This window comes from Kitasatospora sp. MBT66 (assembly GCF_000710405.2).
GTDB classification, from domain to species: Bacteria; Actinomycetota; Actinomycetes; order Streptomycetales; family Streptomycetaceae; genus Kitasatospora; species Kitasatospora purpeofusca.
In genome coordinates this window covers 627,246-642,692 of record NZ_JAIY01000004.1, presented here as the reverse complement: position 1 = coordinate 642,692, position 15,447 = coordinate 627,246, and the positions used below count along the sequence as shown (strand labels likewise).

15 protein-coding genes and 2 tRNA genes are annotated in these 15,447 nt (G+C 72.2%); 3 read left to right on the top strand and 14 right to left on the bottom strand.

The annotated features are described in order from the left end of the window. Positions 1–355, top strand: a 355-nt coding sequence (locus BI06_RS50480; RefSeq protein ID WP_158516407.1) for a hypothetical protein, incomplete at its 5' end; no start/stop codon positions are given. Here BI06_RS50480 and BI06_RS09525 read toward each other — a convergent pair. The 3 genes from BI06_RS09525 to BI06_RS09515 form a co-directional block, all read right to left on the bottom strand. Further along, on the bottom strand, positions 298–960 hold the full coding sequence (locus BI06_RS09525) for an aminodeoxychorismate/anthranilate synthase component II (RefSeq protein WP_030392404.1): 663 nt from the start codon (positions 958–960) through the stop codon (positions 298–300). The genes BI06_RS50480 and BI06_RS09525 overlap by 58 nt on opposite strands. Positions 961–1,017: 57 nt before the next feature. Then, positions 1,018–1,197, bottom strand: a complete 180-nt coding sequence (locus tag BI06_RS09520; protein ID WP_030392405.1) for a hypothetical protein — start codon at positions 1,195–1,197, stop codon at positions 1,018–1,020. A 74-nt stretch (positions 1,198–1,271) separates the two neighbouring features. Beyond that, on the bottom strand, positions 1,272–2,027 hold the full coding sequence (locus BI06_RS09515) for a DUF881 domain-containing protein (RefSeq protein WP_051740707.1): 756 nt from the start codon (positions 2,025–2,027) through the stop codon (positions 1,272–1,274). A 120-nt stretch (positions 2,028–2,147) separates the two neighbouring features. On the opposite strand from BI06_RS09515, the gene crgA reads away from it, so the two are divergent. Further along, entirely contained in the window at positions 2,148–2,396 is a 249-nt protein-coding gene (gene crgA / locus BI06_RS09510) for a cell division protein CrgA (protein ID WP_030392407.1), read from the top strand. Positions 2,397–2,758: 362 nt separating this feature from the next. Here the strand turns inward: crgA and BI06_RS09505 are convergent, their stop codons facing one another. After that, entirely contained in the window at positions 2,759–3,667 is a 909-nt protein-coding gene (locus BI06_RS09505; RefSeq protein ID WP_094745481.1) for a rhomboid family intramembrane serine protease, read from the bottom strand. A 286-nt stretch (positions 3,668–3,953) separates the two neighbouring features. Between BI06_RS09505 and BI06_RS09500 the strand changes: the two genes are divergently transcribed. Next, the gene (locus BI06_RS09500; protein ID WP_149030320.1) at positions 3,954–4,694 is read left to right on the top strand and encodes a DUF5324 family protein; all 741 of its coding nucleotides are present in this window, start codon (positions 3,954–3,956) and stop codon (positions 4,692–4,694) included. Between the two features lie 93 nt (positions 4,695–4,787). Here BI06_RS09500 and BI06_RS09495 read toward each other — a convergent pair. The 10 genes from BI06_RS09495 to recF form a co-directional block, all read right to left on the bottom strand. Beyond that, positions 4,788–4,860 (bottom strand) — tRNA-Ala (locus tag BI06_RS09495). Positions 4,861–5,051: 191 nt separating this feature from the next. Then, positions 5,052–5,180: a DLW-39 family protein gene (locus BI06_RS46090; protein ID WP_014137031.1), complete on the bottom strand. Its 129-nt coding sequence runs from the start codon at positions 5,178–5,180 to the stop codon at positions 5,052–5,054. Between the two features lie 256 nt (positions 5,181–5,436). Continuing rightward, positions 5,437–5,829: a DUF6191 domain-containing protein gene (locus BI06_RS09490; RefSeq protein ID WP_063764169.1), complete on the bottom strand. Its 393-nt coding sequence runs from the start codon at positions 5,827–5,829 to the stop codon at positions 5,437–5,439. Positions 5,830–5,969: 140 nt separating this feature from the next. Continuing rightward, a tRNA-Ile gene (locus BI06_RS09485) sits at positions 5,970–6,046 on the bottom strand. Positions 6,047–6,062: 16 nt separating this feature from the next. After that, positions 6,063–7,457 carry a cyclopropane-fatty-acyl-phospholipid synthase family protein gene (locus tag BI06_RS09480; RefSeq protein ID WP_030392411.1) on the bottom strand — a complete coding sequence of 465 codons (1,395 nt, stop codon included), beginning with the start codon at positions 7,455–7,457 and terminating at the stop codon, positions 6,063–6,065. Positions 7,458–7,741: 284 nt separating this feature from the next. Continuing rightward, on the bottom strand, positions 7,742–8,398 hold the full coding sequence (locus BI06_RS09475) for a DUF3566 domain-containing protein (RefSeq protein ID WP_051740578.1): 657 nt from the start codon (positions 8,396–8,398) through the stop codon (positions 7,742–7,744). Positions 8,399–8,634: 236 nt separating this feature from the next. Beyond that, the gene (gene gyrA, locus BI06_RS09470; RefSeq protein ID WP_051740705.1) at positions 8,635–11,181 is read right to left on the bottom strand and encodes a DNA gyrase subunit A; all 2,547 of its coding nucleotides are present in this window, start codon (positions 11,179–11,181) and stop codon (positions 8,635–8,637) included. 122 nt (positions 11,182–11,303) lie between these two features. Continuing rightward, positions 11,304–13,325 (bottom strand): DNA topoisomerase (ATP-hydrolyzing) subunit B, encoded by a 2,022-nt coding sequence (gyrB, locus tag BI06_RS09465; RefSeq protein WP_043467566.1) that lies wholly within the window; start codon positions 13,323–13,325, stop codon positions 11,304–11,306. Between the two features lie 261 nt (positions 13,326–13,586). Next, positions 13,587–14,108 carry a DUF721 domain-containing protein gene (locus BI06_RS09460; RefSeq protein WP_030392415.1) on the bottom strand — a complete coding sequence of 174 codons (522 nt, stop codon included), beginning with the start codon at positions 14,106–14,108 and terminating at the stop codon, positions 13,587–13,589. 173 nt (positions 14,109–14,281) lie between these two features. Beyond that, on the bottom strand, positions 14,282–15,415 hold the full coding sequence (recF, locus tag BI06_RS09455) for a DNA replication/repair protein RecF (RefSeq protein WP_030392416.1): 1,134 nt from the start codon (positions 15,413–15,415) through the stop codon (positions 14,282–14,284). Positions 15,416–15,447: the final 32 nt, after the last annotated feature.

The following is a 15,447-nucleotide window of genomic DNA, read 5'->3' as shown; positions in this document are numbered from 1 at the left end:
GCTGCTGGGGCTGCTGGCCGTACGGGCCCGGCTGGGGCTGCTGCCCGTACTGGCCGTACTGGTCCTGCTGCGGGTAGGCGCCCTGCTGCGGGTACGGCCCGGCAGCGCCCTGCGGGTACTGGTGCGGGGACTGCTGGTACGGGCCCCCCTGGAGGTGCTGCTGCCCGTACGGGTCCTGCGGCTGCCCGTACGGGTCGTGCTGCTGCTCGAACTGCCCCCCGGCGCGGTACGCGTCACCGCCCTGCGGGTCCGCCCCCGGCTGGTATCGCCCCTCCGGACGCACCGCGGTCACGCCGCTCAGCCCCGGCCGATCACCGGGGCGAGCCCGGCCGACCGGTCGACGGCGAGCGGGTAGCCGCACTGGGCCAGCCAGTTGGCGAGCATCCGGTGACCGCCCTCGGTGAGCACCGACTCCGGGTGGAACTGCACACCCTCCACCGCGAGCTCCCGGTGGCGCAGCCCCATGATCACGCCGCTGCCGGTGCGCGCGGTGACCACCAGCTCGTCCGGCACGGTGGCCGGCTCGACCGCCAGCGAGTGGTACCGGGTCGCGGTGAGCGGCGAGGGCAGGCCCGCGAACACGCCGCCGTCCTCGTGCTCGACCGGCGAGGTCTTGCCGTGCAGCAGCTCCGGCGCCCGGCCGACCACCGCGCCGTAGGCCACCGCGATCGACTGCAGTCCCAGGCAGACGCCGAACACCGGCAGGCCGGCCCGCGCGCAGTGGTGCACCATCTCGATGCAGACGCCGGCCTCCTCCGGGGCGCCCGGGCCGGGGGAGAGCAGCACCCCGTCGAAGCCCCGGTCGCCGTCGCGGCGCACCGCGTGCTCGACGGTCACCTCGTCGTTGCGGACCACCTCGCAGGTGGCGCCGAGCTGGTAGAGGTACTGGACCAGGTTGAAGACGAAGCTGTCGTAGTTGTCGACGACCAGGATGCGGGGCTGGGTGGGCCGGGAGGTCATGGGCGCGCGTTCTCCGAGGGGTGCGGGGACCGGGACGGGACGGGGCGGGTCGTCGGGTCAGCCGACGGCGCCGTCGCCGTTCCCGTCCACTGTGACGTCACCGAAGGGGAGCAGCGGTTCCGCCCACGGGAAGACATAGGTGAAGAGGAGGTAGACCAGTCCCAGCACGAGCAGCACCGAGATGGCGGCCTTGACCAGGATGTTCCCCGGCAGATGACGCCAGATCCAGCCGTACATGGTGCTCCCTCGACGTATTGGACTGTGGTCAAGAGTAGACCCGGCCCCCGGACGCGGTCCGGTGCACCGGTGCGCTACTGGCCGGTGGCCGAGCGGAGGTCCGCCGTGCCCGAGTAGCCCGGCAGGGCGAGGTCGCCGCTCTCCTGCAGCTTCCAGCCCAGGCCGTAGGCCTGCACGTACTTCTGGTAGGTGCGGATCGAGGGGTCGGTGTCGACGGCGGCGCGCAGCGCGTCGGTCCGTCCTACCGCCCTGACCACGTAGGGCGGGGAGTAGACCCGGCCCTGGAGCAGCAGGGTGTTGCCGACGCAGCGGACGGCGCTGGTGGAGATCAGCCGCTGGTCCATCACCTGGACGCCCTCGGCGCCGCCGCGCCAGAGCGCGTTGACCACGGCCTGGATGTCCTGCTGGTGGATGACCAGGTCGTTGACGTCCGGCTCGCGCACCCCGGGGACGCGCGAGGTCGCGTTCGGCGGGGCGTCGTTGAGGGTGACGGTGAGGCCGGGGCCCTGGAGCGGCTCCAGCGCGGCGGCCTGTTCCAGGGCGCTCAGCCGGGCGGCGTCGGCCGGGCTGCCGCCCTGCTGCTCGGTGAGCCGCTGGGAGCGGTCCTGGAGGTCGGCGAGCTGGGCCTGGGACTGCTGGTTCTGGGCGCTGCGCTGGCGTATCACGTCGGAGAGGCTGAGCAGCGAGTTGTCGGTGCGCAGATCGGTGCCGCGGGCGGTCTGCGCGCTGATGTAGAAGAGCAGTCCGGCGAGCGCGAAGACGGCGCAGGTCAGGGCACGTCCGACAATTCGGGTGCCGGAGGCGCGGGTAGGGCCGGGCCGAGGGGGAATCGACAAATTAGGCACCGTACCCTTATCTCCTTCGGACCCGCCGAGCCACTACGCTAACGGACGCCGCCACACCACCGTGAACCCCTGCGCGGTCACAGCGCATCGACAGGAGAGCTCCTCGTGCCGAAGTCCCGACTCCGCAAGAAGTCCGACTACACGCCGCCGACCACGGCGACGGTGAAGATCAGTTCGGGCCGCGGCTGGGTTGCCCCCTTGATGCTGGCGCTGTTCCTGATCGGTCTGGTCTGGATCGTCACCTATTACGTGACGAGCGGCAGCTGGCCGGTCGAGAGCTGGCGGAACTGGAACATCCTGGTGGGCTTCGGCTTCATCGCGGCGGGCTTCGGCGTCTCCACCCAGTGGAAATGACGTCCGGGCCCCGGCCCTGAGTTCCTCCACCGCCGCCCCGGCACCGTTCGTCCCCGGGGCGGCTTCGTGGTGCGCCCGAACGGCAGTGCGGAGCTCCGGGCTTCGCGGTTATCCGCTTATCTCGTTTATCCACATGGTTATCCACACTGGGGAAAAGTCCTGCGGGCCTGTGGATAACTTGCGCCGGGGGCGCTTTCCACACCGCCGCGCGCCCTCCCCCGAATGCCGGATACGCACAGCGGGACGCGCGTAGAACAATCGTCCGCACCCACCGGTCGGCACCGCCTGTGCACAACCCCGTACCCGCTGTGGACAACCGTGCGGCCGTCGTACCCGCGCGCGCACCGTCCGGCGGCGCCGGATCACCCGCCGTAGGCGGCCATCCCGGCCAGGAGCATCACCAGCACCAGGCCCGCCACCCCCGCCAGCGTCAGCCCCTGCACCGCCCCCCGGTGGGCCCGCGGGGCGTACATCAGGCCGGCCGCGGTCAGCATCCCGGCGACCAGCCCGCCGAGGTGGGCCCGCCAGTCGATGCCCTGCACCGAGAAGGTGACGATCAGGTTGAACACCAGCAGCGCGACGATCGGCCCGAGCGGCGCCCGGACCCGGCGGTACAGCACCACGGTCGCGCCCAGCAGGCCGAAGACCGCGCCCGAGGCGCCCAGCGACCGCATCGAGTCGCCGGCCACCAGGAACGCGAAGGCGCTGCCGGCCAGCCCGGAGAGCAGGTAGAGGGCGAGGAACCGGATCCGCCCCAGGGCGGCCTCCAGCTGCGGGCCGAGCACCCAGAGCACCAGCATGTTGGTGGCGATGTGCCAGGGCGCGGTGTGCAGGAAGACGGCGGTCAGCAGCCGGTACCACTGGCCCGGGCCCTCGGCGACGCCGTTGGTGAAGGGGTAGGACGCGTCGGGGGCGAAGCTGCGCAGTTCGAGGTCGTAGGCCAGCCACGGCGTGAGCACGTAGGCGGCCAGGACGAACACCACCAGGTTGACGCCGATCAGCGCCTTGGTGACCAGGGGGTCGGCGCCGGCCGGACGCCCGCCGAACCGGGTGGTCGCCCTCCTGACCTGCCGGCCGCCCTCCTCGACGCACTCGGGGCAGTGGAAGCCCACCGAGGCGTTCACCATGCACTGCGGGCAGATCGGCCGGCCGCAGCGCGAACAGCCGATGCCGGTCTCCTGCTCGGGGTGCCGGTAGCAACGGGCCGGCCCGTGCCCGCCCTCGGGCCCCGGAGTCCGGTCGATCGGCGGCCTGGGCTCGTCCGGGAGCATCGGCTATCCCCTTCTGCCACGACTTGCTGCGACGACACGTGCGGGCTCCCGACGGGGACCCGCCGGAACCGCCAGCCTACTGCTGCCGTACCCGCGCCCGACCGGCCCACTCACCCCCGCCCCGCCCGGTCTCCCGCCCGGTGTCCCGCCCCGGCACTCCGCGCGGCGGCCCGCACCGGTGCCCCGCGTACGGCCCACTCCGGCATGCCGTCGGACGAATACGGATGCATGATCAGCATTCAGGTGGATATGTGCATATAGGACGCCACCAGGAGGAGAGACTCTCGTGACCCGTTTGGACTCGGCCCGTGAGACGGCCGGCAACTTCGCGGACAACGCCCGGCAGCAGGCCTCCCAGGCCGCCCACACCGCGCGCGTCCAGTACGACCGGCACATCGCCCCCCAGGTCGGTCACGCCTTCGCCAGCCTGCCACCGGAGGCCCAGCAGAACGCCCTCAAGGCGCTGCACCGCGCCCAGGAGAAGGCGCTGGCCGCCCGCCTGTCCGCGTCCCGCGCCGCCGACCAGGCCCGCTCCACCGTCGCCCCCAAGGTCGTGCAAGCCGTCGAGGAGGCCCGTGCCGCCGTCGTCCCGGTGGCGCAGGAGGCCCAGATGCGCGGCGCCGCCGCCCTGACCGCGATGCGCGGCAACGTCACCTCGGCCGAGATCGGCGACCTCGCGGCCCGCAACGCCCGCCGGTCCTGCCGGAGCGGCTGGGCCACCGGCCTGGCCGTGGCCGGCGTGGTCGCGATCGCCAGCGGCCTGGTCGCCTGGCAGTGGTGGCGGCACCGCAGCAACCCGGAATGGCTGGTCGAGCCGCCGTCCGCCGCCTCCGCCGGTCCGGTCGGCGCACACGCCTCGGGCACCGGCGGCAGCACCGTGAACGGCTCGGCGGAGACCCCGGCCGGAGTCTCCGCGACGGAGGACCGGCCCGGACCGGACCCGGCGCGGGAGCACCACGACCGGCCCGCCGCGGCCCCCGGCGAGGACGACCGCCCCAAGCCGCACGATCCGCGCAAACCGCACTGAGCACTGGGCGAACAGCAACGGAAAAGCCCGGCGGCCGCCGACCCGAGTTCGGGTCGGCGGCCGCCGGGCCGTCCACGCGCGGTGGACACACTGTGGAGCTTAGGAGACTCGAACTCCTGACATCTGCCTTGCAAAGGCAGCGCTCTACCAACTGAGCTAAAGCCCCGGGGCGGCACCCTGCGTACCACCGGGCACTAGCGTACCCGGTTCCGGCACGAATCCGGTGCCCGGTTCCGGCGCTACCGCCGTGCGGGGCCGGGAACGTCCGGCCGACCCGGTCACCCGACCGGGCCGACCGGCCCTGGAGGCACCGTCCGGCGCCTCCGAAGACTGTCGATCGTCAGATCGTCCGGGGCCTCAGCGACCGGCCGGGACCGGGTCGGTGGCCTCGGTCCACAGGTCCTGCTCGGCGCGGTCCGCCTGGACCTGACGGTAGACAAAGAAGCCGCCGAGGGCGACCAGGGCGACCAGGAGAAGCTTCTTCACCGCGGGACCTCGTCCTTCTTGCGTTGACGGACTCAGCAGCCGTGCGCCGATCGATCCGATCGGGCCGACGAGTCCATGGTTTGTTACGAGCACGAACGGGCTGTCGGCTGGCCGGACTGCCCTTGCGGCCGATGATACACACCGGTGTCCCAATCGTGACCAGCCACCGCTGCCTCCAACCGACCCGTCCGGTCGGAGGATTGACGCCACACCTCCTGTCGTACGTTCCGCCCGGCGCAGACCCTCCGCAGGGCCGTCACCGTTCCTGCCCGAGCGACCGCGGCACCGGGCCGGAAGCCCGCCCGGGAGCGGGCGCGGACGCCTCGGCGGCAGGCCCGGACGCCGTCGGCGCCACCACCACTGCCCTACCGCCCGCGAGGTCCACCCTGGTGCGCGGCGGCGCACCCTCGCCCTCCTCGTCGCGCAGCATCAGACTGCTCTGCCGCTCGTCGAGCTGGTGCTGCTTGCCGGCCGCGAACTGCGCGTGCAGCTGCTCGAAGCCGGTCGCGGATATCTGTCCCTCCCGGCCGGTCCCCCGCCAGGGCACCAGCCGCGACCGGCGCGCCCGCAGGGCCAGCTGGTCGACGAAGGACAGCGCCACCAGCACGCAGACCAGCCCCGGAATGGTCATCGCGAAGACCATCGCCATGTGCGCCACCGCCTCGTCCGTCGGAAGCCGCCGGGCAGTCCCGGCCCCGCCCGGTACAACCCCCGGGCGGGGCCCGTGGTTCCGGCTCCGGACCGGGAAAACGCCGAAGGGCCCGGAGCGATGCTCCGGGCCCTTCGCGGTGGTGGGGCTAACAGGACTTGAACCTGTGGCCTCTTCCTTATCAGGGAAGCGCTCTAACCGTCTGAGCTATAGCCCCTTGCCGCACTGAAAGATTAGCGGACCGATCGCCGATCCCCCAAATCCGATACGCCCGGCCCTCCGCCGGGGCCCTCCGGGACGGGCAGGTCGGAGGCGGTGCCCGGGGCGGCCAGCCATTCGGCGCGGGTGGCGGGCAGCCGGGACGCGCCGTCCGCGCCGGTGCGGACCGCCAGGATCTGGTTGACCCCGATCCGGTTCTCCTCGAAGGCCAGCGCGGAGGCCGCCATGTAGAGCCGCCAGACCCGGGCCCGGCCGCGGCCGACCAGCCGGACCGCCTCCGTCCAGTGCGCCTCCAGATTGGCCACCCACTCACGCAGGGTCAGCCCGTAGTGCTCGCGCAGCGACTCGACGTCGCGCACCTCGAAACCCGCCGCCTCCAGCCGGGACACGGTGGAACCGACCGGGGACAGCTCGCCGTCCGGGAAGACGTAGCGGTCGATGAACGGGCTGGGGCGGTACGGCTCGCCGGGGCGGTCCGGCCGGCGGGCGATCTGGTGGTTGAGCAGCCGGCCGCCGGGCGCCAGCAGCCGGTACAGGTGCTCCGCGTACACCTGGTACTGGGCCTCGCCGACGTGCTCGGCCATGCCGACGCTGGAGATCGCGTCGAACGGGCCGTCCGGGACCTCCCGGTAGTCCTGGAGCCGGATCTCCACCCGGTCCGCGAGACCCGCCTCCTCGACCCGCCGGCGGGCCAGCTCCACCTGCGCCGCGGAGATCGAGACCCCGACCGCCGTCACCCCGTAGTGCCGGGCCGCGTGCAGCACCAGCGAGCCCCAGCCGGAGCCGACGTCCAGCAGCCGCATCCCGGGCCGCAGTCCGAGCTTGCGGCAGATGAGGTCCAGCTTGGCCTCCTGGGCCGCCTCCAGACTCCTGGCGGCCGGCTCCCAGTACGCGCAGGAGTAGACCATCGAAGGGCCCAGCACCAAGGCGTAGAAGTCGTTGCCGACGTCGTAGTGGTGGTGGATCGCGGCCCGGTCCCGGCTGCGGCTGTGCGCCCGCCCGCGGCCGTCCGGCGCCTCCTCGGCCGGCGGGGCCGGCTGGGGGCCGATCGCACCGGCCCGCAGCAGGGCGCCGGCGGCACGGCGGCCCCTGATCCCCAGCACGTCACCGGCGCCGAGCCGCAGCCGGCGCACCTCCGGGAGTTCGGCGACGTGCGCGACGGCACGCAGCACCTCGTACAGATCGCTGCCCGGGGCGACGTCGAGGTCGCCCGCGACATAGGCGCGGGCCAGGCCCAGCTCGTTCGGCCGCCAGAGCAGCCGGCGCAGCGCCCGGCGGTTGCGCAGCACCAGGGTGGGCGCCCCCGGCGGGCCGGCGGTGCTGCCGTCCCAGGTCTGCAGCCGCAGCGGCACCGTGACCCCCAGCAGCCCGTCCAGGGCCTCGACCAGTCGCCTTGCGAGCTCCGCCACCGCGCGCCTCCGTCCTGCTGTGCCTGTCCGGCCGTACCGGTCCCGACCGGTGGGTCCGAATGGGACCGGGAGGCCTGCGGCGACCGGGAGACGCGGAACGGGCTGACCCAGCTAAGCCCACCACCCACCCGACCCGTCCGGGTGGCGCGCCGCGCGCCGCGGCTGTCACCCGAAATGCCGACGGGCCCCACCGGCTGCAACAGCCGGTGGGGCCCGCTGATTCCGCTCCTGGACGGAAACGCCCCGTGCGGGGCGGGAACTGAGCCCGGGTCACGCCCGGACGGTCAGTCCTCCTCGGCCAGGGTGAGCTCGATGCCGCCGGTGAAGCCGGCCGCCGCGTTGTAGATGAACGCCGAGAGCGTGGACAGCGCGGTCAGCAGCACCACGTCGACCACGGCGATCAGCGAGGTGAAGGTCATCACCTTGCCGAAGCCCACGTAGTCCATCAGGTTCAGGCCGCCGCCGTTGGTGTCCGAACCGGTGACGTCCTTCAGCGTCTTGGCGAGCGAGTCGAAGACGCCGAGCGAGTCCAGCGTCATCCACAGCACCGCGGCCGCCACGATGATGATGATCCCGACCGCCAGCGACAGCAGGAAGCTGACCTTCATGACCGACCACGGGTCGGCCTTGGTCACCCGCAGCCGGGCCTTCCTGGTCCGTCCCAGACCGCCCGAGGCCACCGGCGGGGCGGCCGGACGGCGGGTGCCGCCGGCCGGCGTGCCGCCGGGCGGGGTCGGGCCGCCGCCGACCCGGGTGCCCCGGGGCGGGGTCGGCTGCCCCTTCGCATAGGTGGTCGGCTGCGAGAACCCGCTGCCGCCACCCGCCGGTGCACCCGGCGGCGGGGCCGGCTGGCCGCCGTACCCCGCGCCCTGGCCCGCACCGCCGACCGGGGGCATCAGCGAGGTGGACGCGGCCGGGTGCTCGGCCGGCGGCTGAGGCACGCCGTACGCCCCGCCGCCCTGTGCTGCGCCCGGACGGCCGCCGGTGGCTCCTCCCGCAGCACCCGTGGCTCCACTCACTGGTCCTCCCGCACTTCCCACCAGGGCGGCCGCACCGCCCTGCTTCGTCACTCGTCATCCAGCGCCCGGCGGGATTGCCCGGTACTGGTCGTCGGCCGGTACCGGCACGTCGCGCACGAATGCACGGACGTGACGGTACCGGCCGACGCGGTACGAGGTCAGGCCTGGGCGGTCTGCTCGCCCGGCGCCGTTCCCGTACCCTCGGCCACCTCGGTGGACCCGGTGGCCTCGATGGCCACCTCGTCCTCGACCGACTCCTCGTCCTCGGCCTCCGCGTTGCGGGCCATGCCCACGACCGCATCGCGCTTACCGAGGTTGATCAGTTGGACGCCCATGGTGTCACGTCCGGTTTCACGAACCTCGGAAACCCTCGTACGGATCACCCCACCGGACAGGGTGATCGCCATGATCTCGTCGCTCTCGTCCACGACGAGGGCGCCGACCAGCGAGCCCCGGCCTTCGACGATCTTCGCCGCCTTGGTGCCGTAGCCGCCGCGTCCCTGGACACGGTACTCGTCCACACCGGTGCGCTTGGCGTAGCCGCCGTCGGTCGCGGTGAAGACGTAGGTGTCCGGGCGGACCACGTTCATCGAGAGCAGTTCGTCGTCCTCGCGGAAGGACATGCCCTTGACGCCCGAGGTGGCGCGCCCGGTCGGGCGCAGCGCGTCGTCGGTCGCGGTGAAGCGGATCGACTGCGCCTTCTTGGAGACCAGCAGCAGGTCGTCCGCGGCGGAGACCAGCTCGGCGCCGATCAGCTCGTCGTCCCGGCCCTCGTCGTCCTGGCGCAGGTTGATCGCGATCAGACCGCCGGAGCGCGGGGAGTCGTAGTCCTTGAGCGGGGACTTCTTCACCAGGCCGGCCCGGGTGGCGAGGACGAGGTAGGGCTTGTCCTCGTAGGTGCGGACGGCCATCACCTGGGCGATGTGCTCGTCCGGCTGGAAGGCCAGCAGGTTGGCCACGTGCTGGCCGCGGGCGTCGCGCCCGGCGTCCGGGAGCTCGTAGCCCTTGGCGCGGTAGACCCGGCCCTTGTTGGTGAAGAACAGGATCCAGTTGTGGGTCGTCGTCACGAAGAAGTGGTCGACGATGTCGTCCTGCTTGAGCTGGGCGCCGCGCACGCCCTTGCCGCCGCGCTTCTGCGAGCGGTAGAGGTCGGAGCGGGTGCGCTTGACGTAGCCGCCGCGGGTGATCGTGACGACGATGTCCTCCTCGGCGATGAGGTCCTCGATCGAGAGGTCGCCGTCGGAGGGGATCAGGGTCGAGCGCCGCTCGTCGCCGTACTTCTCGACGATCGCGGTGAGCTCCTCGGAGATGATCTCGCGCTGGCGGACCGGCGAGGCGAGGATCGCGTTGTACTCGTCGATCTTGCGCTGCAGCTCGTCGTGCTCGTCCATGATCCGCTGGCGCTCCAGGGCGGCCAGCCGGCGCAGCTGCATCTCCAGGATCGCGTTGGCCTGGAGCTCGTCGATCGAGAGCAGCTGCATCAGGCCGCTACGGGCGGCGTCGGCGCTGGCCGAGGCCCGGATCAGCGCGATGACCTCGTCGATCAGGTCGAGGGCCTTGAGCAGGGCGCGCAGGATGTGGGCGCGCTCCTCCGCCTTGCGCAGGCGGAAGGTGGTGCGCCGGACGATGACCTCGACCTGGTGGTTGACCCAGTGCCGGATGAAGGCGTCGAGCGACAGCGTGCGCGGCACGCCGTCGACCAGGGCCAGCATGTTGGCGCCGAAGTTGGTCTGCAGCTCGGTGTGCTTGTAGAGGTTGTTCAGCACGACCTTGGCGACCGCGTCGCGCTTGAGCACGACCACCAGGCGGGTGCCGGTGCGGGACGAGGACTCGTCGCGGACGTCCGCGATGCCGGCGACCCGGCCGTCCTTGACCAGGTCGGCGATCTTCAGCGCGAGGTTGTCCGGGTTGACCTGGTACGGCAGCTCGGTGATGACCAGGCACTGGCGGCCCTGGATCTCCTCGACCTCGACCACGGCCCGCATGGTGACCGAGCCGCGGCCGGTGCGGAAGTAGTCGTTGATGCCGCGGTGGCCGACGATCAGCGCGCCGGTGGGGAAGTCCGGGCCCTTGATCCGCTCGATCAGGGCCTCCAGCAGCTCCTCGTTGGAGGCGTCCGGGTGCTCCAGCGCCCAGAGCGCGCCGGAGGCGACCTCGCGGAGGTTGTGCGGCGGGATGTTGGTGGCCATGCCGACCGCGATGCCGGTGGCACCGTTGACCAGCAGGTTGGGGATGCGGGCCGGCAGGACGGTCGGCTCCTGCGAGCGGCCGTCGTAGTTGGCGGCGAAGTCGACGGTCTCCTCGTCGATGTCGCGCATCATCTCCATGGCCAGCGGCGCCATCTTGCACTCGGTGTAGCGCATGGCGGCCGCCGGGTCGTTGCCCGGGGAGCCGAAGTTGCCGTTGCCGTCGACCAGCGGCATCCGCAGCGACCACGGCTGGGCCAGCCGCACCACGGTGTCGTAGATCGAGGTGTCACCGTGCGGGTGGTAGTTGCCCATCACGTCGCCGACGACGCGGGCGCACTTGTAGTAGCCCTTCTCGGGGCGGTAGCCCCCGTCGTACATCGCGTACAGCACCCGGCGGTGGACCGGCTTCAGGCCGTCGCGCACCTCGGGCAGCGCCCGGCTGACGATCACGCTCATCGCGTAGTCGAGGTACGAGCGCTGCATCTCGGTCTCGAGCTCGACCGGCTCGATGCGCATGGTCGCCGTGGTGGCGGCCTCGGGAGTCTCGGGCTGCTCGCCGTCGGGACGGTTGTCGTCGACCACTGGTGGTCAGTTTCCTTTCACGCGGACTGGTACGTGCGGGGCCTGCGGGGCAGGCGTCACACGTCCAGGAAGCGGACGTCCTTGGCGTTGCGCTGGATGAAGGAGCGGCGGGCCTCGACGTCCTCGCCCATCAGGACCGAGAACAGTTCGTCGGCGCGGGCGGCGTCCTCCAGGGTGACCTGGAGCAGCAGGCGGTGCTCGGCGTCCATGGTGGTGACCCGGAGCTCCTCGGCGTTCATCTCGCCGAGACCCTTGAAGCGCTGGATCGCGTCGTCCTTGGGCAGCCGGCGCCCGGCCTCGACGCCCGCCGCGATCACGGCGTCGCGCTCGCGGTCGGAGTAGGCGTACTCGAAGTCGTCCTTGCCCCACTTGATCTTGTACAGCGGCGGCATCGCGAGGTACACGTAGCCCGACTCGACCAGCGGCCGCATGAAGCGGAACAGCAGGGTCAGCAGCAGGGTGCGGATGTGCTGTCCGTCGACGTCGGCGTCGGCCATCAGCACGATTTTGTGGTACCGCAGCTTGGACTCGTCGTAGTCCTCCTGGATGCCGCAGCCGAAGGCCGAGATCAGCGCCTGGACCTCGGTGTTCTGCAGCACCTTGTCGATCCGGGCCTTCTCGACGTTCAGGATCTTGCCGCGGATCGGCAGGATGGCCTGGGTGCGCGGGTCGCGGCCCTGCTTGGCCGAGCCGCCGGCGGAGTCACCCTCGACGATGAAGATCTCGCACTCGGACGGGTCCTTGGACTGGCAGTCGCTGAGCTTGCCCGGCAGCGAGGCGGACTCCAGCAGGCCCTTGCGGCGGGTGAGGTCGCGGGCCTTGCGGGCGGCGACGCGCGCGGTGGCGGCCTGGATGGACTTGCGGATGATGTCCGCGGCCTCGTTGGGGTTGCGGTCCAGCCAGTCGTTCAGCTGCTCGTGCACCACCCGCTGGACGAAGGTCTTCGCCTCGGTGTTGCCGAGCTTGTCCTTGGTCTGGCCCTCGAACTGCGGCTCGCCGAGCTTGACCGAGATGATCGCGGTCAGGCCCTCGCGGATATCCTCGCCGGAGAGGTTGTCGTCCTTCTCCCGGAGCAGCTTCTTGTCCCGCGCGTAGCGGTTGACCAGGCCGGTCAGCGCGGCGCGGAAGCCCTCCTCGTGGGTACCGCCGCCGTGGGTGTGGATCGTGTTGGCGAAGGAGTAGACCCCCTCGGTGTACGAGGAGTTCCACTGCATGGCGATCTCGACCGAGATCGCCTTGTCCTTGTCCTCCGCCTCGAAGTCGATCACCGAGGGGTGGATCACCTCGCCCTTGCGGGAGTTGAGGTGGGCGACGAAGTCGGCGATGCCGCCGTCGTACTTGTAGGTGACGGAGAGCGGCTTGCCCTCCTCGTCGACGTGCTCGGGGCGCTCGTCGGTCAGGGCGATGGTCAGGCCCTTGTTGAGGAACGCCATCTCCTGGAAGCGCCGGGAGAGCGTCTCGAAGGAGTAGACCGTGGTCTCGAAGATGTCCGGGTCGGCCCAGAAGGTGACGCTGGTGCCGGTGCGCTCGGTGGCCTCGTGCTGCGACAGCGGGGCGGTCGGCGCGCCGACCTTGTACTCCTGCGTCCAGCGGTGGCCGTCGGTGTGGATCTCCACGGCGAGGCGCGTGGACAGCGCGTTCACCACCGAGACGCCGACGCCGTGCAGACCGCCGGAGACCGCGTAGCCGCCGTTGCCGAACTTGCCACCCGCGTGCAGGACCGTCAGCACGACCTCGACGGCGGGCTTGCCCTGGCCCGGCATGATGCCGACCGGGATGCCTCGGCCGTTGTCGACCACACGGACTCCGCCGTCGGCCAGGAGCGACACGTTGATGGTGTCCGCGTGCCCGGCCATCGCCTCGTCGACGGAGTTGTCCACGATCTCCTGCACCAGGTGGTGCAGGCCGCGCTCGCCGGTGGAGCCGATGTACATGCCGGGGCGCTTGCGGACGGCGTCGAGGCCCTCCAGCACCTGGATGGCGCTGGCGTCGTACGACCTCTCGGCCTGGTCGGTCTGGTCTGGGATCTGGCTGGGGTTGCCGGAATCGGCCACGAAGCGCCCTCTCTGGCACAGCACGGGCCGCACATCCCCGCTCCCCTACGGGCGGGCGTGCGACCACGGCGTTTCGACTCGGTTGCCACTAGCAACAGTGTTTGCCCTTCAGTCTACCGGTACGACTGACATCGATGGGCGTTTGGCAGCCTCTGAGGGCAGAAATGCCGCCCTGAATCCCCTCGGGACATGTCCCGATACTCGCCCGGGGGGCTCAGAGCGCCTGGAAGGGCCGTCAGGGGTTCCGGAGGATTACGGTCCGCTCCTTCCCGGCACCCTCCGGGGTCACCCCCAGGTGTCACCCGGCCCCTTGCTGCCGGGAGCGCGCAGCCGGCCGTAGCCCCGCACCGGGGCGGCCGGGCCGAGCACCTTGATCGTGCGCACCGTGCCGTGGCCCAGCTCGTGGTTCAGGCGGGCCACCAACTGCCTTGCCAGCCAGCGCAGTTGGGTCGCCCAGGCGGTGGAGTCGCACTGCACGGTGAGCACCGCCGCCTCGTCGTCGTAGGCGGTCGGGGTGCAGTGCGCGGCGATGTCGGGCCCGACGATCTGCGGCCAGCGGCCCATCACCCCGCCGACCGCCGCCGAGGACTCCCAGCCCCGCTCGGTCAGTAGCCGGTTGAGCGCCGCCCCCAGCGGCACCGGGTCACGGCCGTCCGAGCGGGCCCCGCTGCGCAGGCCGGTCCGCTTCGCCTCGCGCTTCTCGCGGACCTGCTCACCGCGCTGGCGGGCCTGCGCCCGGGCCGCCCGCAGCGCCGAACGCGCCAGATCGGCACCGGTCGGCCCGGGGTGCTCCGCCGACTCGCTCACGGCGATCTCCTTATCCCCACCCTGTGGACAACGGTGAGCCGTCCAGCGTACGGGAGCCGGACGGGCCCGGGCGGCGCGGGTGGGTGTCGTGGGGAGCCGTCCGGGACCGGCTGCGGCGGCCCTCGGCGGGCGGGGGAGGCCCGCGTGGGGCCGGGGTCAGGCGGAGGGCGGGGTCAGGCGGTGACGCGCTGGACCGCGCCGTCGGCGACCGTGTACCGGGCCCCGGCCAGCGCCTTCGGCACGTCCTCGGCGACCGCCGCGGTGACCAGCACCTGCTCGCCGCCGGCCACCAGCTCGGCCAGCCGGTCGCGGCGGGCGGCGTCCAGCTCGGCGAAGACGTCGTCCAGGATCAGCACCGGCTCTCCCCCGTCCGAGCGCAGCAGCTCGTACGAGGCCAGCCGCAGCGCCAGCGCGAACGACCAGGACTCGCCGTGGCTGGCGTAGCCCTTGGCGGGCAGCGGGCCGAGCTTGAGCACCAGCTCGTCCCGGTGCGGGCCGACGAGGGTGATCCCCCGGTCGACCTCCTGCTTGTGGACCGTCCGCAGGGCCTGGAGCAGCTGCTCCTCGGCCTCCTCGCGGCTGGTCGGCAGCTCGCCCTCGAAGGAGCTGCGGTACTCCAGCGCGGTGTCGCCGCCGCCCGGCGCGAGCTGCCCGTAGGCGGCCGAGACCAGCGGCTGGAGGGACGCCACCAGCTGCAGGCGGAAGGCGGTGAGCTCGGCGCCGGCCCGGGCCAGATGGCCGTCCCAGACCTCCAGGGTGGAGAGGTCGGCGCCCTTGCCGCCACCGGCCCTGCGGGCCATCGCGGCGGTCTTCAGGAGGGCGTTGCGCTGCTTGAGCACCCGCTCGTAGTCCTGCCGGACCCCGGCCAGCCGGGGCGCGCGGGCGGTCAGCAACTCGTCCAGGAAGCGCCGGCGCTCCCCCGGGTCGCCCTTGACCAGGGCGAGGTCCTCGGGGGCGAACAGCACGGTGCGCAGCAGGCCCAGCACATCGCGCGGGCGGACGTTGTCGGAGCGGTTGATCCGGGCCCGGTTGGCCTTGCCCGGAGTGATCTCCAGCTCGACCAGGGTGGAGCGCCCCCGGTCAACCACCGAGGTGCGGATCACGGCGCTCTCGGCGCCCAGCCGGATCAGCGGGGCGTCGGTGGCGACCCGGTGGCTGCCCAGGGTGGCGACGTAGCCGACCGCCTCGACCAGATTGGTCTTGCCCTGGCCGTTGGGGCCGACGAACGCCGTCACGCCCGGGTCGAGGGGAACCTCGGCCCGGGCGTAGGAGCGGAAGTCGGCGAGCGACAGGTGCGCGACGTGCATGGCGGTGGACTGCGCTCGCCTTCTGTGGAGAA